The sequence below is a fragment of the Streptomyces sp. NPDC060232 genome, assembly GCF_042726555.1.
Lineage (GTDB): Bacteria > Actinomycetota > Actinomycetes > Streptomycetales > Streptomycetaceae > Streptomyces.
This window is the reverse complement of record NZ_JBHXAG010000010.1, coordinates 55839-81159: the sequence shown is the minus strand read 5'-3', so window position 1 is coordinate 81159 and position 25321 is coordinate 55839. Positions and strand designations below refer to the sequence as shown.

Sequence of the window (25321 nt, the reverse complement as noted above, 5' to 3'; positions counted from 1 at the left end):
CGGACTCAGCCGCCCGTCACGCGGCGGGGGAGGTTCAGGGGGTTGGCCTCGCGGAGCTCGGGCGGGAGGAGGGCGTCCGGGACCGACTGGTAGGCCACCGGACGCAGCCAGCGCTCGATCGCCGTGTCGCCCACCGAGGTGGAGTGCGAGGTCGCCGCCGGGTACGGGCCGCCGTGGTGCTGGGCCGGGGCCACCGCCACCCCGGTGGGCCAGCCGTTGACCACGATCCGCCCCGCCAGCTGTGTGACCTGCCCGATCAGCTCGGCGGCCGGGCCCGGGGCGCCCTCGGTCTCGGCGGCGGACAGCTGGAGGGTGGCGCTCAGGTTCCCGCCGAGCCGCCCGAGGACCGCGCCCGCCTCGCCCTGGCCGGCGTACCGGACGACGACGGTGACCGGGCCGAAGCACTCCTCCAGCAGGACGTCGTGTCCGTCGCCGGCGAGGAGGTCCTCGGCCCGCACGGTCAGATAGCCCGCACCCACCGTGTGGTCGCCGCCGCTCCCCGGGGTGACGGGGGCCTCGACGCCGGGCAGTGCGGCCCGCTCGCGGACCCCGGAGACGAAGTTCTCCCGCATCCGGTGGTCGAGCAGCACCCCGGGCTCGGTCTCGCCGAGCGCCTTGGTCAGCTCGGCTGTGAGCCGGTCGCCGTCCGCGCCGTCGGGCACCAGGACCAGGCCGGGCTTGACGCAGAACTGGCCGACGCCGAGGGTGACCGAGGCCGCGAGACCGGCGCCGATCTCCTCGGCGCGCTCGGCGGCCGCCGCCGGGGTGACCACGACGGGGTTGAGGGAGCCCAGTTCGCCGTGGAAGGGGATGGGCACGGGCCGGGCGGCGGCGGCGTCGAACAGCGCCCGCCCGCCCCGGATGGAACCGGTGAATCCGGCGGCGGCGACCAGCGGGTGGCGGATCAGCGCCAGGCCGGCGTCGAACCCGTGGACCACGGCCACCACGTCGGGCGGGAGCCCGTTGGCGACGGCCGCCCGGCGCAGCAGCGAGGCGCACAGCTCGGAGGTGGCGGGGTGGTCGGGGTGCGCCTTGACCACCACCGGGCAGCCCGCGGCCAGCGCGCTCGCGGTGTCCCCGCCGGGGACGGAGAAGGCGAGCGGGAAGTTGGAGGCGGCGTAGACCGCGACCACGCCGAGCGGGACCTTGTAGCGGCGCAGCTCGGGGCGCGGCGGGCTGAGGGAGGGATCGGCGCGGTCGATCCGGACGTCGAGGTAGGACCCCTCGTCGACGGCATCGGCGAAGGCGCGCAGCTGGCCGGTGGTGCGGGCCAGTTCGCCGGTGAGCCGGCCCGGGCCGAGCGCGGTCTCGGCGTCGGCGGCCTCGATGACGTGGGCGGCGGCCTCGTCGAGCAGCGCGGCGGCGGTGCGCAGGAAGGCGGCGCGGACGGCGGCGTCCGCGAGCGGGCCGCGGGCGGCATGGGCGGCCCGTACGGCTTCGTCCACCTCGCGGGATGTGGCCTCCACCGCAACCTGCTCGCGCTGCTTCCCGGTGCGGGGGTCCACACTCCAGACTGGTGTCGTTGTCATGGCCCACTGCCTCCTGGATCGTTCAGTATTCTGAACGCGGTTCCGGTGGATGAATGATCACATCTGCTGCGGACTCTATTTCCGGGGTCCTCCACGTGACAAGAGGCGACCAGAGGGGAAGCGGGCGTATGACGACGACCGAGTCGGGGATTCCGGTTGCGGCGGCGCCGGTCAAATCGGCGGTCCGGACCGTCCTGCTGCTGGAGCACTTCGCGGCCCGGCCGGGGCTGCACAGCCTGGCCGACATCCAGAACGACCTCTCCCTGCCCAAGTCCAGCCTCTACATGCTGCTGCGCACGCTCGTGAACCTGGGGTGGGTGGAGACGGACGCGACGGGCACGCGGTACGGCATCGGCGTACGGGCCCTGCTGGTCGGCAGTTCGTACATCGACGGCGACGAGGTGGTCGCCGCGGCCCGGCCCACCCTGGACCGGCTCTCCGACGACACGACCGAGACCATCCACCTGGCCCGGCTCGACGGGACGAGCGTGGTGTACCTCGCCACCCGGCAGTCCCAGCACTACCTGCGGCCCTTCACCAGGGTCGGGCGGCGGCTGCCCGTGCACTCGACGGCACTCGGCAAGGCGCTGCTCGCCACGCACTCGGACGCGGAGGTACGGGCGCTGCTGCCGCGCCGGCTGGAGGGGGTCACCGAGCACACCATCACCGACCGGGAACAGCTCATCGAGGAACTGGAGCTGGTGCGGGAGCAGGGGTACGCGGTGGACCGGGAGGAGAACACGCTCGGGCTGCGCTGCTTCGGGGTGGCCGTGCCGTACCGGACGCCGGCCCGGGACGCGGTGAGCTGCTCGGTGCCGGTGGCCCGGCTGACGCCGGGGCACGAGCAGGTCATCAAGGCGGCGCTGTTCGAGGCCCGCGACCGGCTGTCGGTGGTGACGCGCCGCATGTGACGGTGCGTGTGACACTCGGGGCCGGTTGCTCCTCCCCCGCGTGGGGGAGGCGGTTCCCCATTGCGGGGGAGGCGGCGGACCGCCGTGCACGGGACCGTTGGGGCATGACCACACGAGCCGTTCACACGACGCACGCACAGCAGTCCTCCACCACCGGGCCGGGGGCAGGGAGGCACATCCTCACGGCGGTGGCCCTGGCGGCCACGGTGCCGTATCTGGCGCTCAAGGCCGCCTGGCTGTCCGGCAGCCGGATCGGCATACCGGACGGCAGCGTGCTGCTGGAGGCCGGACCGTTCCTCACCGTGGCCAACGCCGTCACGCTGGCCATGGACGCGTGCGTGATCGCGCTCGTCCTGGTGCTCACCAGACCCTGGGGGCTGAGAACGCCCGCCTGGATACTGACCGTTCCGGTGTTCACAGCCACGGGCCTGTTGACCCCGATCCTGCTCGGGTTCCCGGGCCAGTTGCTCGTACGGGCCCTGGGCTTCGGCGCCGGCCCGCAGGAGGCGGCGGCGCGGGAGCCCTTCCTGGACCCCTGGGTCTTCAACGTCGTGTACACGGGATTCACCGTCCAAGGGCTCGCCCTGGCCGCACTGTTCGTGCCCTATGCGCGCAAGCGCTGGGGCCGACGGTGGCAGGGCGTGGTGGGAGAGCGGCTGCCGTCGCCGACGGGGGTGGTGGCGGCAGCCGCAGCCTGGGGCGCCCTGGTCCTGGCCGCGGTGCTGGCCTACCGGGCATCGGGGGGCACGGCCGGGCTGGGCAACGAGCGGGCGGATGCGTATGCGGCGGAGAGCGCCGCGGTCTGCGCGGCCCACGCGATATGCGTGCTCGCCGCAGGAGCGGGAGCGCTGCTCCTGGCCCGCGGCGGGGCGCTGGTGGCGCGGTGGCCGCTCGGCCTCACCTGGATCGGCGCCGCGGCGACGCTGACCTGGGGTGCCTGGATGCTGATCGCCTCGCTGGGGCCGCAGTTGGACGGCGGTGAGGCGATGTCCGGCGCCGCCCGGTTGATCTACGCTGGCCAGATGGCCACCGGATCGCTCGCCACCACCGTCCTCGTCCGGTTCCTCATATCCCGACGCGAGCGCTGATGCGCGAGGGCCTGGGGTGGCTGCTGGGAGCGCGCGCCCGGCTGCGATGGGTCCACCAGATACTCGGCGGCGCCCTGCTCATGCCGTACTTCCTCCTGGCCACGGTGGGGGTCGGCATGGCCGCCGGCGGAGCCAACGCCCTGTCCTCCCTCCCCCTGTCCCTCGCCGCCTACGCCGCGGCTCTGCCGCTGGCCGCCGTCACCGGGGTGTACGGGCTGGTCCGGCCGCTGTCGGTGACCGCGGTCCGGGTCATGTGCGGGGTGCCGGGGGAGCGGCTCGCCGAGGGGCCCGCGCGGTCCTGGGCGGCGCGGGGGCGGGCCTCGGCCTGGTGGACCCTGCACCTGGGGGTCGGAGCGCTCGTCAGCGGGATGACTCTGGCGGTGCCTCCCATGGCCGTGGTGCTGATCGCGCTGCCGTTCGTGAGCGGCCTGCGCGAAGCCCGGCTGGGGCTGGGGTGGTTCAGCACCGGCGTCGGACCGTACACGGCACCCCTGCTCGGGACCGGGCTGCTGGCCGCACTCGCCCTGTGCGCGGCCGGGGCCGGGGCACTGCTGGCCCGACTGGCGCCCGTACTGCTCGGGCCCACGGCGGCGGACCGGATCGCCGCGGCCGAGGAGCGGGCCGCCGACCTGGCCGTGCGCAACCGGCTGGCCCGGGAGCTGCACGACGCGGTCGGCCACGCGCTCAGCGCCGTCACCCTCCAGGCGGCCGCCGCCCGGCGGATGCTGGAGCGCGACCCCGGCTTCGTACGGGAGGCGCTCACCGCGATCGAGGACACCACCCGGCGGACCGTGGGCGAACTGGACGCCGTACTGGGCCTGCTGCGCGAGGGGGACCCGGCCCGGCCGGGCGGCGCGACCGCCCCCGCCCCGACGCTCGCCGCCGACCTCGACGGGCTGCTGTCCCGCACCCGGGCCTCGGGCACCGCCATCACCGCCCACCAGGACCCCGGGCCCGCGGGGCACTGGGCCCGGCTCCCGGAGATCACCTCACGTGAGGCCTACCGGATCGTCCAGGAAGGCCTCAGCAACGCCCTGCGCCACGGCGGCGGCCCGGTGGACCTGCGTATCCACGTCCGGGCCGGCCGCGGCACCGGACAACGACAACTGGAGATCGCCATGACCAATCCGCCCGCCCCACCCGGGCCACGGGAGCCGCGCACCACCGGGGGCCGCGGGCTGCGCGGCGCCGCGGAGCGGGCCGCACTGCTCGGCGGCGCCGTCGAGGCCGGCCCGCACGAGGACGGGTGGCGGCTGCGCGCGGTCCTCCCGCTGGCGGCCGACCGGTGACCGGGGCCGCACCGGCGGCCCGGCCGCCCCTGCGCATCGTGCTCTGCGACGACGAGCGGATGGTCCGCACCGCGCTGCGGGTCATCCTGGAGGCCGAGGCCGACCTGGAGGTCGTCGGCGAGGCCGCCACCGGCGCCGAGGCGGTACCGCTCGTGCGGTCCCTGGTCCCCGACGTGGTGCTGATGGACGTCCGGATGCCCGAGATCGACGGAATCCGGGCGACCGAGCAGATCCTCGCCACCATGGCCGAGCCGCCCAGGATCGTGGTCGTCACCACCTTCGAGAACGACGCCTACGTCTACGACGCGCTGCGCGCCGGAGCCGCGGGCTTCCTCCTCAAGCGCGCCGACCCCGACGAGCTGATCGGGGCGGTCAGGCTCGTCGCCCGCGGTGACTCGCTGCTCTTCCCGGCCGCCGTCCGCTCCCTCGCCGCCGTGCACGCGGCGGCCACCGCACCCCCCACCGCCCCCTGGGTCGCCAGGCTGACCGACCGCGAGGCCGGCGTACTGCGCCTGATGGCCACCGGGCTGTCCAACCACGAGATGAGCCAACGCCTCGGGGTCGGACCGCAGACGGTCAAGACGCACGTCGCGTCGGTCCTCGCCAAGACCGGCTCCCGCGACCGCACCCAGGCGGTCATCGCGGCCTACGAGGGAGGCTTCATCATGAGGAAAGCCTGAGAACTCGGCCACCATCGGGGCAGAGCGGAACGCTTGAGGCCGCTGGGACGTCCTTCCGGGGGATGAACAAGACGATCAGGCGTGCGTCGGTCTTCTGTCTGCTCCTGGTGCTGGCCCTGCTGGTCCGGGTCACCTGGGTGCAGGCGTACCAAGGCCAGGCCCTCGCAGACGACAAGCACAACCGCCGCAATCTCATCGGGCAGTACGAGAACCCGCTGGGCAACATCATCGTGGGCGGGGAGGCGATCACCGGCTCGGAGAAGACGGGCGGCAAGGACTTCGGCTACAAGCGGACCTACGTCGACGGCCCGCTCTACGCGCCCGTCACCGGCTACAGCTCACAGGCCTTCGGCACCAGCATGCTGGAAGGTGTCTACAAGAACGTCCTCAACGGTTCCGACAGCCGGCTGAAGACCGTGATGGACATGCTCACCAACAAGCGGGCCGACCCCGGCAACGTCCTCACCACCATCGACAAGGACGTGCAGAAGGCCGCCTACGACGCGCTCCAGGGCAAGCAGGGCGCCGCCGTGGCCATCGACCCGGCCACCGGCGAGATCCTCGCCGTCGTGAACAACCCCTCCTTCGACCCCGGCAGCATCGCCGGCGCCACCGACCAGAAGGCCTGGGACGCGCTCTCCGCCGACAAGGGCAAGGCCATGGAGAACGTGGCGCTCCGCAAGCCCCAGGCGCCCGGCTCCACCTTCAAGCTGGTCACCCTCGCCGCGGCGGTCGAGAACGGCCTGGTCACCGACATCGACCAGCAGACCGGCATCCCCGACCCGTACACGATCCCCGGCACCCGCACGCCGCTGCCCAGCGAGGCGGGCTCCGCGGCCTGCAACAACGTCTCGGTGCGTACCGCCCTGCGCCTGTCCTGCAACAACGTGTTCGCCGAGCTCGCCTCCAAGCTCGGCCAGGACAAGATGCGCGAGACCGCCGAGAAGCTCGGCTTCAACACGCAGATCGACACCCCGGTCCGCACCAACCCGCCGAGCAAGTACCCGTCCAAGAAGATGTCGGTCGACCAGGTCGCGCAGACGGGTATCGGCCAGTTCGACGTCCAGGCCACCCCGCTGCAGATGGCGATGGTCACGGCCGCGATCGAGAACGGCGGCAAGCTCGTCGCCCCGCACATGGTCTCCGAGGTCACCGACGCCAACGGGAACGTGCTGGAGAGCTTCAAGGACCCGAAGTCCCAGCAGGTCATGAAGGAGAAGACGGCCTCGATGATCCGCGACGCCATGCGCACGGTCGCCGCAGAGGGCGGCGGCAAGCCGGCCCAGGTGTCGGGCGCGGAGGTGGGCGGCAAGACCGGCACCGCCCAGCGCGGTGTCAACAACAGCCTCGCGCCGCTGGCCTGGTTCACCTCGTACGGCAAGGCGAACGGCAAGCAGATCGCCGTGGCCGTGGTGATCGAGAACTCCGACACCGACCGCTCCGAGATCGGCGGCGGCAAGCTGGCCGCGCCGATCGCGCAGAAGATGATGCAGGCCTGGCTGAAGAAGTAGGCACGCTGCTGGGCGCGACCCGGGACGGGGAGACCACCCTCACCCGGCTCCACGTCGACCCGGTCCCCAAGGGCGGCGCCGGGGCCCCGGCGCCGCCCTGCACGCCGCCTGCCTGGCGGCCTGGCGGCCTGGCGCCGCGCCGCCCGCCGCGTCCGGGGAATGAGACGGGCGGGCGGATGGTTCAAGCCGGTGATGGTTGAACAGCAAACCGTCTCGTCACCGACCCCGGAGAGAAGAAGGACCATGCGCGTCGAGATCTGGAGCGACATCGCCTGCCCCTGGTGCTACATCGGCAAGGCCCGTTTCACCAAGGGGCTGGCCGAGTTCGCGCACCGCGACGAGGTGGAGGTCGTCTTCCGGTCCTTCGAGCTCGACCCGAACGGCCCCAAGGGTGAGACCGCCCCCGTGGTGGAGATGCTCGCCAAGAAGTACGGCCGCACCCTGGACGAGGCGCGCGGCATGGAGGAGCACGTCGCCGCCAGCGCCCGCGCCGAGGGGCTGACGTACCGGACCGAGGGCCGCGACCACGGCAACACCTTCGACATCCACCGGCTGCTGCACCTGGCCGACGCCCGGGGTCGGCAGGAGCAGTTGCTCGACCTCGCCTTCCGGGCCAACTTCGCCGAGGAGCGCTCCGTCTTCGACCCCGAGGTGCTGATCGCGCTCGCGGTCGAGGCCGGCCTGGACGAGGCGGAGGCCCGCGCCGTCCTCGCCGACGGCTCCGCCTACGCCGAGGAGGTCCGCGCCGACGAGTGCGAGGCCGCCGAGCTGGGGGCGAACGCCGTTCCGTTCTTCGTCCTCGACCGCCGCTACGGGATCTCCGGCGGACAGCCGGCCGAGGTGTTCACCCGGGCCCTGGAGCAGGCCTGGGCCGGGCGCGAGGTGGAGGAGCCGGCGGCCGCGGCCGACGCGTGCGAGCCCGACGGGGCCTGCACCGCCCCGCAGGTATAAGTGTTACTTGGGGTGGGTGGGTGAAACTCGGCAATGGACTTTGGGTCGTTCCTGGCGCACAGTTGACGGCATGGATCTTTCGATCGCCGAAGCGACCCGTGCCGAGTTCGCCCACTCCACCACCTACCTCAACTCCGCCAACTGCGGCGTCGTCCCCCGTTCCGCGGTCGCGGCCGTAAGGGAGCTGGCCGAGGCGGCGGGGGCCGGGATCCCCGCCGGATTCGGCGACTTCGACCGTGTGAACCGCTCCCGCGTCTCCTTCGCCCGCCTGGTCGGGGTGGACGCCGACCGGGTGGCCGTCGGCGCGGCCGTCTCCACCCATGTCGGCCTCGTCGCGGCCTCGCTGCCCTCCGGCGCCGAAGTGCTGTGCCCGGAGGGAGAGTTCGCCTCCATGGTCAACCCGTTCGTGGTGCGGGACGACCTCAAGGTGCGCTTCGCGCCCCTGGAGTCCCTCGCCGAGGCCGTCGGCCCGGACACCGCCCTGGTCTCGCTGAGCGCCGTGCAGTCCGCGGACGGGCGGAAGGCCGACCTGCGGGCGGTGCGCGCGGCGACGGCGGCGCACGGCGCCCGGATGCTCGTGGACGCCTCCCAGGCGGCGGGCTGGCTCCCCTTCGACGCCTCGCCCTACGACTACACGGTCACCGTCGGCTTCAAGTGGCTGCTCAGCGTCCGCGGGGCCTCGTTCATGACCGTGTCGCGGGAGGCCCAGGAGACCCTGACCCCGCTGCACGCCGGCTGGGTCGCGGCGGAGTCCATGTGGGACGCCGTATACGGCCCGATGCCGAAACTGGCCGACGCCGCACGGCGGTTCGACGAGTCCCCGGCCTTCCTCGCCTACCACGCGGCCGAGGTCTCGCTGGCCCTGATCGAGCGGATCGGCATCGAGGCCGTGCACGCCCACGACACCGCCCTGGCCGCCCGCTACCGCGCCGGACTCGCGAGCCTCGGCCACGAGCCCGTGCCCGGCGATTCCGCCATCGTCTCCGTGCCGGGTCTGGCGGACCGGCAGCCCGTCCTGCAGGCGGCCGGCATCCTCACCTCGGCCCGCGCGGGCCTCCTGCGGGCCTCGTTCCACCTCTACAACACCGAGGCGGAAGTGGACCGGCTGCTGGACGTCCTCTCCGCCTCCTGACGCGGCGGCGGCCGCGCGTACAGTGCCGCCATGAGTGATGTGAGCGATGTGCTGCACGTGAAGGGGCGGGTGCTGGTCGGGCCCGACGAGGTCCGCGACGAGCTCTGGGTCGTCGGCGGCCGTGTCTCCTACGAGCGCCCGCCCGGCGCCCGCGAGGTCACCACGGTGACCGGCTGGGTCCTGCCCGGGCTGGTCGACGCGCACTGCCACGTGGGGCTGGACGCCCACGGCCCGGTCGACACCGACACCGCCGAGCGGCAGGCCCTCGCCGACCGCGACGCGGGCACCCTCCTGATCCGCGACGCCGGATCGCCCTCCGACACCCGCTGGATCGACGACCGCGAGGACCTGCCGAAGATCATCCGGGCGGGCCGGCACATCGCGCGCACCCGCCGCTACATCCGCAACTACGCCCACGAGATCGAACCGGCCGACCTCGTCGAGTACGTCGGCCGCGAGGCGCGGCGCGGCGACGGCTGGGTGAAGCTCGTCGGCGACTGGATAGACCGCGACGCCGGCGACCTGACGGCCTGCTGGCCGCGCGCCGAGGTCGAGGCGGCCATCGCCGAGGCGCACCGGCTCGGAGCCCGCGTCACCGCGCACTGCTTCGCCGAGGACTCGCTGCGCGACCTCGTCGAGGCGGGCATCGACTGCATCGAACACGCCACGGGCCTCACAGAGGACACCATCCCGCTGTTCGCGGAGCGCGGGGTCGCGATCGTCCCCACCCTCGTCAACATCGCGACCTTCCCCAAGCTCGCGGCCGGCGGCGACGCGAAGTTCCCCCGCTGGTCGGCGCATATGCGGCGGCTCCACGAGCGGCGCTACGACACCGTCCGGGCGGCCTACGACGCGGGCATCCAGGTCTACGTCGGCACCGACGCGGGCGGTTCCCTGCCGCACGGGCTGGTCGCGGCGGAGGTCGCCGAGCTGGTGACGGCCGGCATCCCGGCACTGGACGCACTCTCGGCCACCGCCTGGGCGGCCCGCGAATGGCTCGGCCGGCCGGGCCTCACCGAGGGCGCGCCGGCGGACCTGGTGGTCTACGACGCCGACCCGCGGGCCGACGTACGGGTGCTGGCGCAGCCGCGGCGCGTGGTCGTCGACGGACGGGTCAGGGCCTGAACGCGGCTCGGTGAGCCGGGCCGCAAATCGAATCCCCGCACGGAAACCACCCTTTGGGGTGAAGTGACGTCAGGTAGCTGCCCCGTCACCCACATTGAGTAAGGATTCCCAGGGTCGAAGCCGTCGGCGCGTGCGATGTCCCCCATTGGCCGCGCGGCGGCACCCAACTCCCCGGGGGTTCCACCACCTTGAACAGCAACACCTTCCGCGTGCCCGCGGCCGTTCTGCTCGCCACGGGAGCGGTCGCCCTGCTCACGGCGCCGCCCGCCTCCGCCACGGGAGGCACCCCCGCCGGCGGAGAGGGCAGGTCCGGCGCCGTCGTCCTGCGGACCGGGCTGGACGTGGGCCTGCTCAACAAGACCGTGCACGTTCCTCTGAAGGCCACCCTCAACGAGGTCAGCGCCCCCGCGACGGCCGAGAAGACGGCGCTGACCGTCACCCTGGACGGAGTCGAGGGGAACAAGCCGGTCAGTGTCCTGCGCGCGGACGTCGCCACCTCCAAGGCCACCGCGGACAGGACGAAGGCGGAGGCCGAGGCCAATCTGGCCAAGGCCCGCGTGCACGTGCCCGGGCTGCCGCTCCTCTCGCTGATCGAGGTGGAGAAGGTCGCCTCCAAGGCCGTCTGCGAAGTCGGCAAGAAGCCGGTGGCCAGCGCGAACGTCCTCGGCACGGTGACCGCGCTGGGCAAGAAGGTCACCCTGTCGGCGGGCGGTCCCACCAAGGTCGAGGTCCCGGGGGTGGGCATGGTCAGCATGGAGCTGTCCGGCACACAGACCACCTCCGCCACGGCCGCCGCGGCGGCGCTCCGCCTGAAGGTGGCCGTGAACCCGCTGAACCTCAACGTGGCGCAGGTCGACGGCGAGATCGTGCTGGCCGAGGCGCACTGCGAGTCCCCGAAGGGCCCGGCGCCGACGGCGAAGGCGCCCGAGCAGCCCGACATCAAGACGCAGACCGGGACGGGTACCGGCACCACGGCCGGTCCCGGCTCCGGTTCTGGCTCGGGCTCCGGCTCGGGCACCACGGACGCCAACCTGGCCGAGACCGGCGGTGGTTCGCTCACCCCCTTCATCACGGGCGGTGCGCTGACGCTGATCGTGCTCGGCGGTGGCGCGCTCTTCCTGACCCGGCGGGCCAAGACCCAGTAGGACCGCCGGGCGGCCCCGGTACCGCCCCCGGCCCGGTACCGCCCACGGGCCTGGTTCCCGCCGCCCGGCGAGCACATCGGAGGGGAGTGCTCAACGGGTGGCGTGGGCCAGCCCCTGCCCGCCCGCACCCCGTGACATCACGGCGTCGGTGACCTGCCGGTCGATCCGCCCGTACTCGGCGCGCTTCGCGGCCGGGAGCGCCTCGTCCGAGGCCGCGCAGGAGGCGCAGACGACACGGAACGGCGGGCCCATGTCCGAGTACTGCGTGAGGTACTCGGCCTTCACCACCTCCCAGCGGCCCGGACGGTCCGCGGCCGGGGCGAAGGTGAAGCGGGGGACCGAGGACTGGTTGCCGCGCAGCTTGTCGGCCGGCACGAAGCTGGCGACCTGGTCGCCCATGCCGAAGACCACCCAGGTGCCGTTGATCTTCTCGTAGGGCTGCGGGACGTGGTTGTGCGTGCCGATGACCAGGTCGATGTCGGGGAGGCCGTCGGCCGAGCGGGACGCGGTCAGCGCCTGCGCCAACTCCTTCTGCTGCTCGTCGGGCGCCGTCTGCCACTCGGTGCCCCAGTGGACGCTGAGCACCACGACGTTCGCGCCGGCCGCCCGGGCCGCGCGGGCGTCGGCGACGATCCGGTCCTTGTCGATCAGGTTCACGGCCCACGGCTTGTCCTGGGGGAGCGGGATGCCGTTCGTGCCGTACGTGTACGACAGCTGGGCGACCTTCGCGCCGCCCGCCGAGAGCAGGGCCGGGGCCTTGGCCTCCTCCGCGCTGCGGGCCGAGCCGACGTGCCGGATGCCGACCCGGTCCAGGTGGTCCAGGGTGCGGGCCAGGCCCTCGTAGCCGTCGTCCAGCGTGTGGTTCGAGGCGGTGGAACACCCGTCGTAACCGGCGTCCTTGAGGGCGTCCGCCAGCTGGTGCGGGGCCTTGAAGGCGGGGTAGCCGGTGTAGGGGCCGCCGGGGCGCCCGTACGGTATCTCGTGGTGGCATATCGCCAGGTCGGCGGCGGAGACCAGGGGTTTGACCCCGGCGAGTATCTTGCGGAAGTCGTACTCCCCGGCCTTGTCGGCGTCGTCGCCCGCCCGCTGGATGATCGACGGGTACGGGATGATGTCCCCGGTCGCCACCAGCGTGAACGGCTGCCCCGGCGGGGCGGCGGGAGCCGCCGGGGCGGACGGCGCCGTCGCCCGGCCGGGCTCACCGCCCAGCCGCTGCCGTGCGGCGGGCGCGCCGTCCCCGTCCAGCAGCTTCGGTACGGCGTACAGTGCGCCGCCCGCGACCAGCAGTGCGGCCAGTGCTGTGCCTGTCGCTGCGGCTGCCTTCATTCCCGACCCCCGGATCTCCTCGACCGTGCGGGGATCCTCGAACGGCCCCGCCCCCGCAGCCATCGTAGGTGGGCCGTTCGAGTGAACCCCCTGTCGAAGCCTCCGGGAACGCGCAGGTCAGACCTGCGGTCGTGAGCTCCGCCCGAGGTCAGCGTGAGCTCCGCCCGAGGTCACCCCGAGGTCACCCCGAGGTCAGCGCGAGGGCGCGGTCCAAGGCCTGCAGCAGCCGGCCCGTCGTCGCCCGGTCACGCACCGCCAGCCGCAGCCAGGTCCGGTCCAGCCCGGGGAAGGTGTCCCCGCGCCGGACGGCGAAGCCGAGGGCCCGCAGCCGGGTGCGGACCTCCGCGCCGTCCGCGACCTGGATCAGGACGAACGGCCCCTCCGCCACGCCCGCGACCTTCACCTCGTCGAACTCCGCGAGCCCGGCCAGCAGGTGCGCCCGGTCCACCGCGATCCGCCGCGCCGCCTCCTCCGCCTCGGCCAGCGCCGCCGGAGCCACGCAGGCCTCGGCCGCCACCAGGGCGGGCGTCGACACCGGCCACAGCGGCTGCGCCGCCGCCAGCTTCGCGATCACCCCGGGCTCGGCCAGCACGTACCCGATGCGCAGCCCCGCCAGACCCCACGTCTTGGTCAGGCTGCGCAGCACCACCAGCCCCGGCAGGTCCGTCCGGCCCGCGAGGGCCTCCCGTTCGCCCGGGACGGCGTCCATGAACGCCTCGTCCACCACCAGGATCCGGCCCGGCCGGGCCAGCCGCGCCAGGACCGCCGCCGGGTGCAGGACGGACGTCGGGTTGGTGGGATTGCCGATGACCACCAGGTCCGCGTCCTCCGGCACGGCCGCCGGGTCCAGCCGGAAGCCGTCCTCGGCCCGCAGCACCACCCGCTCGACCGGGTGGCCAGCGTCCCGCAGGGCCGCCTCCGGCTCGGTGAACTGCGGATGCACCACCACCGGCCGTACGGCGCCCAGGGCCCGCGCGATCAGTACGAAGGCCTCCGCCGCCCCCGCCGTCAGCAGCACCCGCTCGACCGGCAGCCCGTGCCGGGCCGCCACCGCCGCGCGGGCGGCCCGCCCGTCGGGGTAGGCGGCGAGGTCCCCGAGCGAGGCGGCGATCCGCTGCCTGAGCCACTCCGGGGGCGTGTGCGCCCGTACGTTGACCGCGAGGTCCTCCAGACGGGAGCCCGCGTCCACCACCTCGGCGTCCCCGTGGTGACGCAGGTCGTGGGCCTGCGCCGTGGCGACCGCGCAGGTCGCCGAGAGCGAGCGCCGCTTGGGTACGAGGAGTTCCCCGCCCGCCACGAGGGCGGCGGCCTCCGCCACCGAGGGGGACCCGGCCGCGGCCCGCGCCGCCTCCGAGGGATGCGGTACGGCGACTTCGGCCAGCCGGTCCGCGGGATAGCCGAGGACGGGCACGCCGAAACGTTCCGCCGCGCCGGCGATCCCGGCCTCGCCCACCTTCGACTCCACCGTGGCCAGCGCCGTCACCGCCTCCGCGGCCAGCCCCGCGCCCCGCAGCGTCTCCTCGACCAGGGCGCAGACCTCCTCCACGGAGACCCCCGCCCGCCCGCCGACCCCGACCACCAGCCGCGTCGTGTACTCGCCCACCGGGGGGCCTCCCTCCGTAGTCACGGTCACCGGCACGTCACCGGACACCCGTCAGTCGTCAACACCGCGACGCCCGCCACCCGCGCACGGACGTGCGCGCGGGAAGAGGAGTCTGTATCCAAGGGCACATGGCCGTGATCGTGGCGCTGGGCGCGTTCCTGATGACCCTGCTGGGTGGTTGGACGGCGCAACGCGTCACCGACCGCCGCCACCTCGTGCTGGGCCTGGCCGGCGGGCTGATGCTCGGCGTCGTCGGCCTGGACCTGCTCCCCGAGGCGCTGCACGCGGCGGGCGAGGAGGTCTTCGGCGTCCCACTCGCCCTGCTGCTCTTCCTGGCAGGCTTCCTGGTCGCCCACGTCGTCGAGCGGCTCCTGGCCGTGCGTCAGGCCGCGCACGGCGCCGAGAACGGCGCGCGCACCCCGCAGGTCGGGCTCACCGCGGCCGCCGCGATGGTCGGCCACAGCCTCGCCGACGGGGTGGCGCTGGGTGCGGCCTTCCAGGTCGGCGGCGGGATGGGGGTGGCCGTCGCGCTGGCCGTCATCACCCACGACTTCGCCGACGGGTTCAACACGTACACGCTCACCAGCCTCTACGGCAACGACCGCCGCAAGGCGCTGATGATGCTGTTCGCGGACGCGGCGGCCCCGGTGGTGGGCGCCGCGTCCACTTTGCTGTTCACCCTTCCGGAGGAACCCCTCGGCGCGTACCTCGGCTTCTTCGGCGGCCTCCTGCTCTACCTGGCGGCCGCCGAGATCCTGCCCGAGGCTCACCACAAGCACCCCGCCCTGTCCACGCTGATGTGCACGGTGGGCGGGGTGGCCGGGATCTGGCTCGTGGTGGGCATCGCGGAGTGAGCCGGCAGGGTTCACGGCCGCGCTGCCGCGGCGTCCCGTACGGCCGCCGTCCGCGCGGCCGCGGCCTGCGCGAAGCGGCGGGCGACCGACGGCTCCGCCGCCCAGTGCGTGTGCAGGTAGCTGGCGTGCACACCCTGCCGGACGAAGCCCTCGACCCGGCGCTCCGGATGCGTGAACCCCCACGCGGGAGACGCTCCGGCGCCCGGCTCGATCACCGTCCGGTGGAACTCGTGCCCGCGCAGCCGCGTCCCGGCCGCCGCGAGCGAGCTGTCGGACACCGCCACCGCCTCCCGGTAGCCGAGGGTCAGCCGCTCCGACATCCGCGCGTCCGCGTCGAGCACCCCGCACATGGGCTTCCCGTCCAGCGACCGCGCCAGGTACAGCAGTCCGGCGCACTCGGCCGCCACCGGGCCGCCGGCCGCCGCGAAGGCCGAGACGGCCGCCCGCAGCGGTTCATTGGCGGACAGCTCGGGCGCGTACACCTCGGGGAACCCGCCGCCGATCACCAGACCGCCGGTCCCCTCGGGCAGCGTCTCGTCCCGCAGCGGGTCGAAGGTGACGACCTCCGCGCCTGCCGCCTGCAGCAGCTCGGCGTGCTCGGCGTACGAGAACGTGAACGCGGGCCCGCCGGCGACGGCGATGACAGGTCGGCCGTACGGTGCAGCGCCGTCGCCGGGGCTATGCCCCGGACCCCGCGCCTCGAACGCCGGCGAGGCCGGATGCGGCGACCACGGCTCGCAGGACAGCGGCGGGGCCGTCCGGGCCAGCGCCATCAGGGCGTCCAGGTCGCAGCCCGCCCTGACCTGCTCGGCCAGCGCCGCCACGGCGGCCAGTGCGTCGGCGTGCCGCTCGGCCACCGGTACCAGCCCCAGGTGACGCGAGGGCGTGGCCACCTGCGGAGCCCGCCGCAGGACGCCGAGCACCGGCATCCCCGCCTCCTCCAGCGCCTCCCGCAGCATCACCTCGTGCCGGTCCGAGCCGACCTTGTTCAAGATCACCCCGCCCAGGCGGACCTGCGGGTCGAAGGACGCGAAGCCGTGCACCAGCGCCGCCACCGACCGCGACTGCGAGGAGGCGTCGACCACCAGCACCACCGGCGCCCGCAGCAGCTTCGCCACCTGCGCCGTCGACGCCAGCTCGCCCCGGCCCGCGGCCCCGTCGTAGAGCCCCATCACGCCCTCGACCACGGCGAGATCGCACCCCGCCGCCCCGTGCGCGAACAGCGGAGCGACCAGCTCCGGCCCGCACATGAAGGCGTCGAGGTTGCGTCCCGGACGGCCGGTGGCCAGCGCGTGGTAGCCGGGGTCGATGTAGTCGGGCCCGGCCTTGTGCGGAGACACGGCGAGGCCGCGCTCCGCGAACGCCGCCATCAGGCCCGTGGCCACGGTGGTCTTGCCGCTGCCGGACGACGGTGCGGCGACGACCAGCCGGGGCATGTCGGACGAAGTCACCACTCGATGCCCTTCTGGCCCTTCTGGCCGGCGTCCATCGGGTGCTTGACCTTGGTCATCTCGGTGACCAGGTCCGCGAACTCCAGCAGCTTCTCCGGCGCGTTGCGGCCGGTGATCACCACGTGCTGGCTGCCGGGACGGCTGCGCAGCACCTCGATGACCTCGTCGACGTCGATCCAGCCCCAGTGCATCGGGTACGCGAACTCGTCGAGCACGTACAGCCTGTGCGTCTCGGCGGCCAGGTCCCGCTTGACCTGCTCCCAGCCCTCCTTGGCAGCCTGCTCGTTGTCGAGCTGCGCGTCCCGCTGGACCCAGGACCAGCCCTCGCCCATCTTGTGCCAGACGACGCTGCCGCCCTCGCCGGAGGCGCCGAGCACCTTCAGCGCGTTCTCCTCGCCGACCTTCCACTTCGCCGACTTGACGAACTGGAACACCCCGATCGGCCAGCCCTGGTTCCAGGCGCGCAGCGCCAGACCGAAGGCCGCCGTGGACTTGCCCTTGCCGGGTCCGGTGTGGACGAAGACGAGCGGGCGGTTGCGGCGCTGGCGCGTCGTGAGTCCGTCGTCCGGGACGACGGACGGCTGTCCCTGAGGCATTACGCGGCCCTCCTGGTGGTGTGGGAAAAGGGAGTTGTCACTGCGGTACGTACGCCCTTCACGAGCCCGGCCAGCGAGTCGGCCCGCAGCCCGTCGAGGGTGACGGCAGGCCCGCCGAGGTCGGCGGCCAGCGCTCCGGCCAGCCCCAGCCGGACCGGCCCCGACTCGCAGTCCACGACCACCGAAGCGACCCCTTCGGCGGCCAGCAGCCGGGCACTGCGCGCCGTCAGCTCGCGCGGGTCTCCGCCGACGGCCCCGGCCGAGGTGGCCCGCCCGTCGGTGACCACGACCAGCAGCGGTCGGCGGCTCGGATCCCGCAGCCGCTCGATCCGCAGCACCTCGTGCGCCTTGAGCAGCCCGGAGCCGAGCGGGGTGCGGCCGCCGGTGGGCAGCTTCTCCAGCCGGGCGGCGGCCGCGTCCACCGAGGAGGTGGGCGGCAGCGCCAGCTCGGCGGCGGCGCCGCGGAAGGTGACCAGGCCGACCTTGTCCCGGCGCTGGTAGGCGTCCAGGAGCAGCGACAGCACGGCGCCCTTGACCGCGCTCATCCGCTGCCGGGCCGCCATGGAGCCGGACGCGTCGACCACGAAGAGGACGAGGTTGCCCTCGCGGCCCTCCCGGGTGGCCTGGCGCAGGTCGTCCTTGCGGATCACCAGGCCGCGCCCGGCACGGCCGCGCGCCTTCTGGTGCGGGGCGGCCGCGTGCACGGTGGCCGCCAGGTGCAGCTTCGTGAGCTGGCCGCGGGGTCGCTGGGCGCCGGTGGTCCGGCCGTGCGCGGTCCGGGCGCGTGAACGCCGCCCGGCGGCGCCCTCACCCAGCCCCGGAACGCTCAGCATCCTGGTCCGGAACGGCTCGGCCGCCCGTACGGCAGCCTGTTCGGGCCCGCCGGGCTCCTGGGCGGAAGGCTGCCGCGGCGCCTCGGGTGAGTCCGCGGGGGCCTCGGCGGGCTCCGCCGGGGGCTGCGCGTCCTGGGGCCCGCTGCCCTGCGGGGGAACTCCGCCGCCGCCGTCGGGGCCGCCGCCGCCGTCCGGGCCCTGCGGGTTCTCGGGGCCCCCGTCCGGGTCGGGCTCCGGACCGGTGCCGGGATCCGGCTCGGGGTCCGGGTCGTTCTCCGGCTCCTCGTCGGGGAACCGGTCGAGGATCTCGTCCAGCTTGTCCTCGTCCAGGCCCGGCGCGTCGAAGGGGTTGCGGCGCCGCCGGTGGGGGAGCGCGAGCAGCGCGGCCTGCCGTACGTCCTCCTTCAGCACGGCCGTGCGTCCCGCCCAGGCGGCCAGCGCCGTCGCGGTCCGCGCCATGACGATGTCGGCCCGCATGCCGTCGACCTCGAAGCCGGCGCAGGTCGCGGCGATCTGGAGCAGCGCGGTGTCCCCGAGGCGGACCTGCGGCAGCAGCGCCCGCGCGGCCACGACCCGGGCGCGGACCTCGCTCTCGTCCCCCGACCAGCGGGCGGCGAAGCCCGCGGGGTCGTCCTCGTAGGCGAGCCGGCGGCGGACCACCTCCACCCGCTGGGCGGGCTCGCGGGACGCGGCGACCTCCACGGTCAGCCCGAAGCGGTCGAGGAGCTGCGGCCGCAGCTCGCCCTCCTCCGGGTTCATCGTGCCGACGAGCAGGAAGCGGGCCGCGTGCCGCACGGAGACGCCCTCGCGCTCCACGTACGAGGCGCCCATCGCGGCGGCGTCCAGCAGCAGGTCGATCAGGTGGTCGTGGAGGAGGTTGACCTCGTCGACGTAGAGGATCCCGCGGTGGGCGTCGGCGAGCAGCCCCGGTTCGAAGGCCTTCACGCCCTCGGAGAGGGCCCGTTCGATGTCGAGGGCGCCGACGAGGCGGTCCTCGGAGGCGCCGACGGGAAGCTCCACCATGCGGGCCGGCCGGGCGCCGCCGGGGCCGGCCCCGTGCGGACCGTCGGGGCAGTCCGGGTCCGGCGCGGCGGGCGCGCACGAGAACCGGCAGCCGGGCACGACGTCGACCTGCGGCAGCAGCGCCGACAGCGCGCGCACGGCGGTGGACTTGGCGGTCCCCTTCTCGCCGCGTACGAGCACACCGCCGACCGCCGGGCTCACGGCGTTCAGCAGGAGCGCCAGCCGCAGGTCGGTCTGGCCGACCACCGCGGTGAACGGATAGGGCGTGCTCATGCGTTGCCTCTCTCTGTGCGGATGTGGGTCTGCGTACGGGCGTTGTCCGGGGCTCCGCCCCGGACCCCGCGCCTCACACGCCGGCGGGGCCGAAGGCGCCCGCCCGTCACGGTGCGCCCGGCGGGAGGAACGGCAGGCCCGCGGGGGCTCCGCCGTCGATCAGCTTCAGCAGCGCATCCGTGTCCGCGTGCTGCTCGATCAGGTCGCCCAGCAGGTCGAGCTGTTCCTCGCGCAGCGCGGCGAACGAGGTGTCGGGGGCCGGGACGAAGCGGCGCCCGGCGGCCGCCGCCACCTCCCGCAGGAACGCCCGGCGGAAGCCGTCCGACTCCAGCGATCCGTGCCAGTGCGTGCCCCACACCGAGCCCACCCGGCACCCGTCGAGGAACGGCTCCCCGCCCAGGACCTCGGCCACCCCGTGGTGGATCTCGTAGCCGGTGACGGCCTCGCCGAGCGCCGTCCCGGAGGGCCGCGCCAGGGTCTTCTCCCGCTCGAAGCGGACCCGTACGGGGAGCAGTCCGAGGGCCTCGACCTCGCCCGCCCGGGATTCGACCTCGTCCGAGATCCGCTCGCCCAGCGCCTGGAAGCCGCCGCAGATGCCCAGCACGGGCCGGCCCTCGGCGGCCCGCCGCGCCAGCGCGTCCGCCAGCCCGCGTTCGCGCAGCCACGCCAGTGCCTTCACCGTGCCGCGGGTGCCCGGTACGACGACCAGGTCCGCGTCGGCCAGCTCCTCGGCGCGGTCCACGAAGCGCACCACGACGCCGGGCTCGGCCGCGAGCGCGTCGACGTCCGTGAAGTTCGACATCAGCGGCACCGCGCACACCGCGACCCGCAGCACGTCCTCGCCCACGGGCGGCGCCACCACGGACTCCCGCACGGCGCCCCGCAGGGAGACGCGCAGGCCGTCCTCCTCGTCGATGCCCAGCCCGTGCTGGAACGGCAGCACCCCGTACGTCGCCCGGCCGGTCAGCCCGCGCAGCATCTCCATGCCGGGTTCCAGCAGCGACACGTCGCCGCGGAACTTGTTGACCATGTACCCGGCGATCAGCTCCTGGTCCTGCGGGGAGAGCAGCGCCGTCGTCCCGAAGAAGGACGCGAAGACCCCGCCCCGGTCGATGTCGCCGACCACGACCACCGGGAAGCGCGCGGCCCGTGCGATGCCCATGTTCACGATGTCGGTCCGGCGCAGGTTGATCTCGGCCGGACTCCCCGCCCCCTCGCAGATCACGGCGTCATACGTGCCCCGGAGCTGCTCCAGGCAGTCCGTGACGACGCCGAGCAGCTGCTCCCGCCGCCCGCCGTGCAGCGCGTTTCCGGGGGACACCGCGCCTGATGGCGACTGCGTCGCGGGCCCAGGCCCCCCGAAGAACCCGCGGGCGCTCATCTCGCCCACCGGCTTGCCCAGCAGCACCACCTGGCTGCTGCGGTCGCTGCCGGGCTTGAGCAGCACCGGGTTCATCAGCGCGGTCGGCTCCACCCGGGCCGCCTGCGCCTGCATCGCCTGGGCGCGCCCGATCTCGGCGCCCTCCAGCGTCACGAAGGAGTTCAGCGACATGTTCTGCGCCTTGAAGGGCGCCACCTTCACGCCCTGGCGGACCAGCCAGCGGCAGATGCCCGCGGTGACCACGCTCTTGCCCGCGTCCGACGTAGTACCGGCGACCAGCAGTCCGCCGCCGCGCTTCGCGCCGCTCATGCGCGTCCCCCTCGTACGCGTGCCACCAGAGTCCGTGCCGCCACGCAGGCGCCCAGCGCCAGCCACGTCACCTGACGTGACAGCCGTACCGCCCGTTCGATGTCGGCGACCTCCACCGGCCGTCCGGCCGCGCCGTTCAGCACGGGCCGGTGCTCGACCCGGCCGCCATAGGCCAGGGTTCCGCCCAGTCTGACGCCGAGCGCCCCGGCGAAGGAGGCCTCGACGGGCCCGGCGTTCGGGCTCGGGTGCGCGGCGGCGTCCGCGCGCCAGGCCCGTACGGCTCCACGCCGGTCGGGGCCGGCCACGACGGCGGCCAGGGCCGTCAGCCGGGCCCCCGGCCAGCCGGCGAGGTCGTCGAGCCGGGCCGAGGCCCAGCCGTAGCGCAGGTGGCGGGGGGACCTGTGGCCGACCATCGCGTCCAGGGTGTTGACGGCGCGGAAGGCCAGCAGTCCGGGGACCCCGGCGACGGCGCCCCACACCAGGGCCCCGACCACCGCGTCGGAGGTGTTCTCGGCGACGGACTCCACGACGGCCCGGGCCATCTGCTGCCCGTCCAGGGAGTGCGGGTCGCGGCCGCACAGGTGCGGCAGGCGCTCGCGGGCCACCTCGACGTCCCCGGCGGCGAGCGCGCCGCCGATGGCACGGGCCTCACGGCCCAGCGAGGTGCCGCCCACGACGGCCCAGGTGGCGGCGGCGGTCAGGGCGATACGGGCGGCCGCGGGCCGGGAGCGCAACGAGCGGGCGCCCAGCGCGCCGACGGCGGCCGCGCCCCCGGCGCACAACAGGGTGTGCAGGACGCCCCGGCCGCGGTCGTCACGCCACAGGGAACGCTCGACGGCGGCGGCGGCTCGTCCGAAGGCGGCCACGGGGTGCCCTCGGCGGGGATCACCGAGGATCCGGTCGCCGATCAGGCCCGCCGTGGCGCCGTACGCGAAAACGCGATCGGCACGCATGGTGGCAGGTATGTCCTCACTCAGGGTCCGCGCCCTGGTTCGACGTGTCCGGCGGCGAGAGTTCCTGGCTCCCGGGGCGCACGCGCGGCGTGCGCTCCCCGGTGACAGTGGCGGGACCGCGCCGGAATCGCACCGGACTTCCTCTCCATGCCGCCGTATTGGCTCGGGCAGTCCACCACGCACCCGGAAGGCCCGTCAACTCGCCGTTGACCTGCGGTGCGGCAGGGCCGGGAGATGCGAAAGCCCCCTCCGGGACGGACCCGGAAGGAGCTTTCACGAGCTTTCACGCGTTTTCACGCCGTGTCCGCGCTGCCGCGGGGGAGGCAGGCGGCGTCAGGCGACGATCAGGTAGATCCCGTACGACACGGCCGCCGTGATGAGCGCGAAGCAGAGGTACGCGCCGCTGCGGGCCAGGGTGGCGGTGCCGCCCTGCTCGGTGGCGGCCTCGTGCTTGGACAGGCCCACCAGGCCCAGGGTGAAGAGGGCCACGAGGGCGACGGTGGCGAAGAGGCTGACCCCGAAGACGGAGCCCAGCGCTTCCCAGTCGATCTTCATACTGCCGATTCCTCTTGTGTCTCTGTCTCGGTCAGACCGTGGCGGCCGGAGCCGCCGGGGTCTGCGTCGCGGCCGGGATGGTGGCCTTGAGGTCGTCGTCCGTGACCGCGGCGGTGGTGCCGGCCGCGGCGACGGTGGGCGGGACGGTGACGGCGGCGATCGCCGTGGTGACGACGCCCGGCTCCTCGGCGTCCGCGTGCTCGACGTCGTTGACGTTGTGGTGGTCGACGACCTGGCGGCGCGAGATGAGCCAGATGGCGAGGCAGGAGCCGACCAGGAAGACGGTGACGGCGGCGATGCCGATGTCACCGGTGCGCATGACCAGCTCGGCACCGGCCGAGACCAGCGCGGCGGCGGGCAGGGTCAGGCCCCAGGCGACGAACATGCGGGTCGCGGTGGACCAGCGGACCACACCGCCCTTGCGGCCCAGGCCCGCACCCATGACCGCACCGGAGCACGAGTGGGTGGTGGAGAGCGAGAAGCCCAGGTTCGAGGAGGCGAGGATGACGGACGCGGCCGAGGTCTGGGCGGCGAAGCCCTGCTGCGGCTGCAGGTCGGTCAGGCCCTTGCCCATCGTGCGGATGATGCGCCAGCCGCCCAGGTAGGTACCGAGCGCGATCGCCAGACCGGCGGAGACGATGACCCAGACCGGCGGGTCCGCGTCGGGCGCGAGCGCGCCGCCGGCGATGAGGGCCAGCGTGATGATGCCCATCGTCTTCTGCGCGTCGTTGGTGCCGTGCGCGAGGGAGACCAGACCGGCCGAGGCGATCTGACCGGTGCGGTAGCCCTTGGTGGAGGTCTTCTCGCCGACCTTGTCACCCAGCTTGTAGGTGAGCTTGGCGGCCAGGTACGCGGCGATGCCGGCGACCAGCGGCGCGGCGATCGCGGGGATGAGGACCTTGGTCACGAGGACCCCGCCGTCGACCGCGCCGAGGCCGGCGGAGGCGACCGCGGCACCGATCAGGCCGCCCATCAGGGCGTGGGAGGAACTGGACGGGAGTCCGACCAGCCAGGTGACGAGATTCCAGAGGATCGCGCCGACTAGTGCGGCGAAGATCACCTCTGGCTGGATGCCTTCCTCGTTGACGAGGCCCTTGGAGATCGTCTTGGCGACCTCCACGGACAGGAACGCGCCGACGAGGTTGAGCACGGCGGACATGGCCACCGCGGTCTTGGGCTTGAGGGCGCCGGTCGAGATGGTGGTGGCCATCGCGTTGGCCGTGTCGTGAAAACCGTTCGTGAAGTCGAACACGAGAGCGGTGATGATCACGATCCCGAGGAGAAGCGTTATGTGCTCCATTTACCCAGGCTTCTGTTTGGCGTCAGTGGCTCGGCGAACGTAGGCAACCTGGATGAACGGAAGGTGAACTGGCTCCGGCGGAGCGGTGTACGGGCACGGGGCGCGATCGGGACATTCGTCCTGATTCTTGCGTAGATTTCGGCATTAATGCAGGTCAAAGCCGGGTGAATGAACCCCTCCGCACGTCCCCGGGGACGCCCCCCGGCCACCCCTCTCGCCGTCGAATGAGACCCAGATCACTCTCCCCGCGTAGACCCGCAATGGCCCCCTCCGGTGGCCCGCCCGACTCTGCGCGACGACACTGGGACGGTGCGTACCGTTACAGCGGCGGCAGCGGCCGTCACCACGACCCTCGTCGGCGCGGGGGTGGCCGCCGTGGCGGCCGGCCGGTACGCCGCCGACGCCGCCCTGCGACCCCGGCCCGGCGCGCCGCTCCCCGGCGGGACCCGGCTGAGCGTCCACTCCGCCGGGGACGGCCGGATCGCGCTGACCCGCTCCCTCGCCTCCCTGCGCCCCGGTACGTACGGCCTGGTCGCACCGGGGGTGCACGCCGTCGTCGGCTCCGTGCTCCAGGACGCCGACCACGACCCGGACACCGTCGTGCGCAGGCTCCTCGCCGTCACCCACGGCAGGCTCGACCCCGGCACCCGGGTCACCCTCACCCCCCAGGTGCACCTCGGTAACCCCCGCACCGCGCTCGGGCTCGACCACGCCGACGTGGACGTCCCCGGCGAGCTCGGCGCCCTCCCGGCGTGGTTCGTACCCGCCGCCCGGGACACCTGGGTGATCACCGTCCACGGACTCGGCGCCGGCCGCGAGTACCCGATGGTGGTCATGCCCTTCCTGCACCGCCACCGGCTGCCCGTCCTCGACCTCGGCTACCGAGGCGACCTCGGCGCCCCCGAATCCCCCGACGGCCTCGGCCACCTCGGCGAATCCGAGTGGCGGGACCTGGACGCCGCCATCCGCTACGCCCTGCGCTACGGCGCCCGGCGCGTGATCCTGCACGGCTGGTCCACCGGCGCCACCATGGCCCTGCGCGCCGTCGAGCGCTCCGCGCTCGCCGACCGGGTCGCCGGCCTGGTGCTGGACTCGCCCGTGCTCGACTGGCACACCACCCTGCGCGCACTCGCCGCTGCGCGCCGCACCCCGGCCCCGGTGCTGCCGCTGGCGGTCCGGGCCGCCGAGAGCCGGGCGGGGCTGCGCGCCGACCGGCTGCCGCCCGGCGCCGACCCCGCAGCGCTGCGGGTCCCCGTGCTGATCTTCCACGGGCCGGACGACGCGCTCGCCCCCTGGGAGCCCTCCCGCAGGCTCGCCGCCGCCCGCCCCGACCTGATCACCCTGCACACGGTGCGGCAGGCCGGGCACGGCGCGATGTGGAACGCCGATCCCGCCGGCTACGAGGAAGCGCTGCGCCGCTTCCTCACCCCTCTGATGTGAAGGCCGTGTGACGGACCGAGCCCTGCGGGCGGGTTGTCCCGGTCTGCCCCTCGGGCGGGTGGT

21 protein-coding genes and 1 riboswitch are annotated in these 25321 nt (G+C 74.1%); of the genes, 11 read left to right on the top strand and 10 right to left on the bottom strand.

Annotation, left to right across the window (positions count from 1 at the left end):
* Positions 1-5: 5 nt before the first annotated feature.
* A complete protein-coding gene (locus ACFWFZ_RS16705; RefSeq protein WP_387122891.1) occupies positions 6-1529 on the bottom strand; it encodes an aldehyde dehydrogenase (NADP(+)) in 1524 nt (507 codons plus the stop codon).
* Between the two features lie 128 nt (positions 1530-1657).
* Here ACFWFZ_RS16705 and ACFWFZ_RS16700 point away from each other — a divergent pair, with 128 nt between their 5' ends.
* From ACFWFZ_RS16700 to ACFWFZ_RS16660, 9 genes are all read left to right on the top strand, one after another.
* Complete coding sequence (locus ACFWFZ_RS16700) at positions 1658-2440, top strand: IclR family transcriptional regulator (protein ID WP_387122888.1); 783 nt, start codon at positions 1658-1660, stop codon at positions 2438-2440.
* A gap of 104 nt (positions 2441-2544) precedes the next feature.
* Positions 2545-3528 (top strand): hypothetical protein, encoded by a 984-nt coding sequence (locus ACFWFZ_RS16695; RefSeq protein ID WP_387122884.1) that lies wholly within the window; start codon positions 2545-2547, stop codon positions 3526-3528.
* The gene (locus tag ACFWFZ_RS16690) at positions 3528-4817 is read left to right on the top strand and encodes a sensor histidine kinase (RefSeq protein ID WP_387122881.1); all 1290 of its coding nucleotides are present in this window, start codon (positions 3528-3530) and stop codon (positions 4815-4817) included. Before ACFWFZ_RS16695 ends, ACFWFZ_RS16690 begins: the two co-directional genes overlap by 1 nt.
* A 59-nt stretch (positions 4818-4876) precedes the next feature.
* The gene (locus ACFWFZ_RS16685) at positions 4877-5497 is read left to right on the top strand and encodes a response regulator (RefSeq protein ID WP_387123159.1); all 621 of its coding nucleotides are present in this window, start codon (positions 4877-4879) and stop codon (positions 5495-5497) included.
* Between the two features lie 62 nt (positions 5498-5559).
* Positions 5560-7008: a peptidoglycan D,D-transpeptidase FtsI family protein gene (locus tag ACFWFZ_RS16680; protein WP_387122878.1), complete on the top strand. Its 1449-nt coding sequence runs from the start codon at positions 5560-5562 to the stop codon at positions 7006-7008.
* 243 nt (positions 7009-7251) lie between these two features.
* Complete coding sequence (locus ACFWFZ_RS16675; RefSeq protein ID WP_387122875.1) at positions 7252-7959, top strand: DsbA family oxidoreductase; 708 nt, start codon at positions 7252-7254, stop codon at positions 7957-7959.
* A gap of 70 nt (positions 7960-8029) precedes the next feature.
* Entirely contained in the window at positions 8030-9091 is a 1062-nt protein-coding gene (locus tag ACFWFZ_RS16670) for an aminotransferase class V-fold PLP-dependent enzyme (protein ID WP_387122872.1), read from the top strand.
* Between the two features lie 30 nt (positions 9092-9121).
* Complete coding sequence (locus ACFWFZ_RS16665; protein ID WP_387122869.1) at positions 9122-10216, top strand: amidohydrolase family protein; 1095 nt, start codon at positions 9122-9124, stop codon at positions 10214-10216.
* Positions 10217-10404: 188 nt separating this feature from the next.
* Positions 10405-11361 carry an SCO1860 family LAETG-anchored protein gene (locus ACFWFZ_RS16660; RefSeq protein WP_387122867.1) on the top strand — a complete coding sequence of 319 codons (957 nt, stop codon included), beginning with the start codon at positions 10405-10407 and terminating at the stop codon, positions 11359-11361.
* A gap of 90 nt (positions 11362-11451) precedes the next feature.
* Here ACFWFZ_RS16660 and ACFWFZ_RS16655 read toward each other — a convergent pair whose 3' ends face one another.
* Positions 11452-12687 carry a CapA family protein gene (locus ACFWFZ_RS16655; RefSeq protein ID WP_387122864.1) on the bottom strand — a complete coding sequence of 412 codons (1236 nt, stop codon included), beginning with the start codon at positions 12685-12687 and terminating at the stop codon, positions 11452-11454.
* 181 nt (positions 12688-12868) lie between these two features.
* Complete coding sequence (gene cobC / locus ACFWFZ_RS16650) at positions 12869-14290, bottom strand: Rv2231c family pyridoxal phosphate-dependent protein CobC (RefSeq protein WP_387122861.1); 1422 nt, start codon at positions 14288-14290, stop codon at positions 12869-12871.
* A gap of 128 nt (positions 14291-14418) precedes the next feature.
* On the opposite strand from cobC, the gene ACFWFZ_RS16645 reads away from it, so the two are divergent.
* Positions 14419-15144 (top strand): ZIP family metal transporter, encoded by a 726-nt coding sequence (locus ACFWFZ_RS16645; RefSeq protein WP_387122858.1) that lies wholly within the window; start codon positions 14419-14421, stop codon positions 15142-15144.
* Between the two features lie 11 nt (positions 15145-15155).
* Here the strand turns inward: ACFWFZ_RS16645 and ACFWFZ_RS16640 are convergent, their stop codons facing one another.
* The 7 genes from ACFWFZ_RS16640 to ACFWFZ_RS16610 all read right to left on the bottom strand — a co-directional run bounded on the left by ACFWFZ_RS16640 (position 15156) and on the right by ACFWFZ_RS16610 (position 23818).
* The gene (locus ACFWFZ_RS16640; RefSeq protein ID WP_387123157.1) at positions 15156-16580 is read right to left on the bottom strand and encodes a cobyrinate a,c-diamide synthase; all 1425 of its coding nucleotides are present in this window, start codon (positions 16578-16580) and stop codon (positions 15156-15158) included.
* A gap of 11 nt (positions 16581-16591) precedes the next feature.
* Complete coding sequence (cobO, locus tag ACFWFZ_RS16635; protein ID WP_387122855.1) at positions 16592-17191, bottom strand: cob(I)yrinic acid a,c-diamide adenosyltransferase; 600 nt, start codon at positions 17189-17191, stop codon at positions 16592-16594.
* Positions 17191-19320 carry a putative cobaltochelatase gene (locus ACFWFZ_RS16630; protein ID WP_387122851.1) on the bottom strand — a complete coding sequence of 710 codons (2130 nt, stop codon included), beginning with the start codon at positions 19318-19320 and terminating at the stop codon, positions 17191-17193. Before ACFWFZ_RS16630 ends, cobO begins: the two co-directional genes overlap by 1 nt.
* A gap of 106 nt (positions 19321-19426) precedes the next feature.
* Positions 19427-21010: a cobyric acid synthase gene (locus tag ACFWFZ_RS16625; RefSeq protein ID WP_387122848.1), complete on the bottom strand. Its 1584-nt coding sequence runs from the start codon at positions 21008-21010 to the stop codon at positions 19427-19429.
* Positions 21007-21963, bottom strand: coding sequence for a cobalamin biosynthesis protein (locus tag ACFWFZ_RS16620; protein ID WP_387122845.1), 957 nt, complete (start codon positions 21961-21963; stop codon positions 21007-21009). Before ACFWFZ_RS16620 ends, ACFWFZ_RS16625 begins: the two co-directional genes overlap by 4 nt.
* A gap of 58 nt (positions 21964-22021) precedes the next feature.
* Positions 22022-22108, bottom strand: a riboswitch (cobalamin riboswitch).
* A 188-nt stretch (positions 22109-22296) separates the two neighbouring features.
* Positions 22297-22518 (bottom strand): hypothetical protein, encoded by a 222-nt coding sequence (locus ACFWFZ_RS16615; RefSeq protein ID WP_387122842.1) that lies wholly within the window; start codon positions 22516-22518, stop codon positions 22297-22299.
* Between the two features lie 31 nt (positions 22519-22549).
* Entirely contained in the window at positions 22550-23818 is a 1269-nt protein-coding gene (locus ACFWFZ_RS16610) for an anion permease (RefSeq protein WP_387122839.1), read from the bottom strand.
* A gap of 309 nt (positions 23819-24127) precedes the next feature.
* Here ACFWFZ_RS16610 and ACFWFZ_RS16605 point away from each other — a divergent pair, with 309 nt between their 5' ends.
* Positions 24128-25258 carry an alpha/beta hydrolase family protein gene (locus ACFWFZ_RS16605; protein WP_387122836.1) on the top strand — a complete coding sequence of 377 codons (1131 nt, stop codon included), beginning with the start codon at positions 24128-24130 and terminating at the stop codon, positions 25256-25258.
* Positions 25259-25321: the final 63 nt, after the last annotated feature.

What these genes read in the sequence shown, in the direction of transcription:
- ACFWFZ_RS16670 (WP_387122872.1), top strand. Translation starts at nt 8,030, where the DNA reads ATGGATCTTTCGATCGCCGAAGCGACCCGTGCCGAGTTCGCCCACTCC.
- ACFWFZ_RS16615 (WP_387122842.1), bottom strand. Translation starts at nt 22,518, where the DNA reads ATGAAGATCGACTGGGAAGCGCTGGGCTCCGTCTTCGGGGTCAGCCTC.
- ACFWFZ_RS16625 (WP_387122848.1), bottom strand. Translation starts at nt 21,010, where the DNA reads ATGAGCGGCGCGAAGCGCGGCGGCGGACTGCTGGTCGCCGGTACTACG.
- ACFWFZ_RS16645 (WP_387122858.1), top strand. Translation starts at nt 14,419, where the DNA reads ATGGCCGTGATCGTGGCGCTGGGCGCGTTCCTGATGACCCTGCTGGGT.
- ACFWFZ_RS16685 (WP_387123159.1), top strand. Translation starts at nt 4,877, where the DNA reads ATGGTCCGCACCGCGCTGCGGGTCATCCTGGAGGCCGAGGCCGACCTG.
- ACFWFZ_RS16700 (WP_387122888.1), top strand. Translation starts at nt 1,658, where the DNA reads ATGACGACGACCGAGTCGGGGATTCCGGTTGCGGCGGCGCCGGTCAAA.
- cobO (WP_387122855.1), bottom strand. Translation starts at nt 17,191, where the DNA reads ATGCCTCAGGGACAGCCGTCCGTCGTCCCGGACGACGGACTCACGACG.
- ACFWFZ_RS16630 (WP_387122851.1), bottom strand. Translation starts at nt 19,320, where the DNA reads ATGAGCACGCCCTATCCGTTCACCGCGGTGGTCGGCCAGACCGACCTG.
- ACFWFZ_RS16665 (WP_387122869.1), top strand. Translation starts at nt 9,122, where the DNA reads ATGAGTGATGTGAGCGATGTGCTGCACGTGAAGGGGCGGGTGCTGGTC.
- ACFWFZ_RS16640 (WP_387123157.1), bottom strand. Translation starts at nt 16,580, where the DNA reads ATGCCCCGGCTGGTCGTCGCCGCACCGTCGTCCGGCAGCGGCAAGACC.
- ACFWFZ_RS16655 (WP_387122864.1), bottom strand. Translation starts at nt 12,687, where the DNA reads ATGAAGGCAGCCGCAGCGACAGGCACAGCACTGGCCGCACTGCTGGTC.
- ACFWFZ_RS16620 (WP_387122845.1), bottom strand. Translation starts at nt 21,963, where the DNA reads ATGCGTGCCGATCGCGTTTTCGCGTACGGCGCCACGGCGGGCCTGATC.
- ACFWFZ_RS16610 (WP_387122839.1), bottom strand. Translation starts at nt 23,818, where the DNA reads ATGGAGCACATAACGCTTCTCCTCGGGATCGTGATCATCACCGCTCTC.
- ACFWFZ_RS16690 (WP_387122881.1), top strand. Translation starts at nt 3,528, where the DNA reads ATGCGCGAGGGCCTGGGGTGGCTGCTGGGAGCGCGCGCCCGGCTGCGA.
- ACFWFZ_RS16705 (WP_387122891.1), bottom strand. Translation starts at nt 1,529, where the DNA reads ATGACAACGACACCAGTCTGGAGTGTGGACCCCCGCACCGGGAAGCAG.
- ACFWFZ_RS16675 (WP_387122875.1), top strand. Translation starts at nt 7,252, where the DNA reads ATGCGCGTCGAGATCTGGAGCGACATCGCCTGCCCCTGGTGCTACATC.
- ACFWFZ_RS16680 (WP_387122878.1), top strand. Translation starts at nt 5,560, where the DNA reads ATGAACAAGACGATCAGGCGTGCGTCGGTCTTCTGTCTGCTCCTGGTG.
- ACFWFZ_RS16695 (WP_387122884.1), top strand. Translation starts at nt 2,545, where the DNA reads ATGACCACACGAGCCGTTCACACGACGCACGCACAGCAGTCCTCCACC.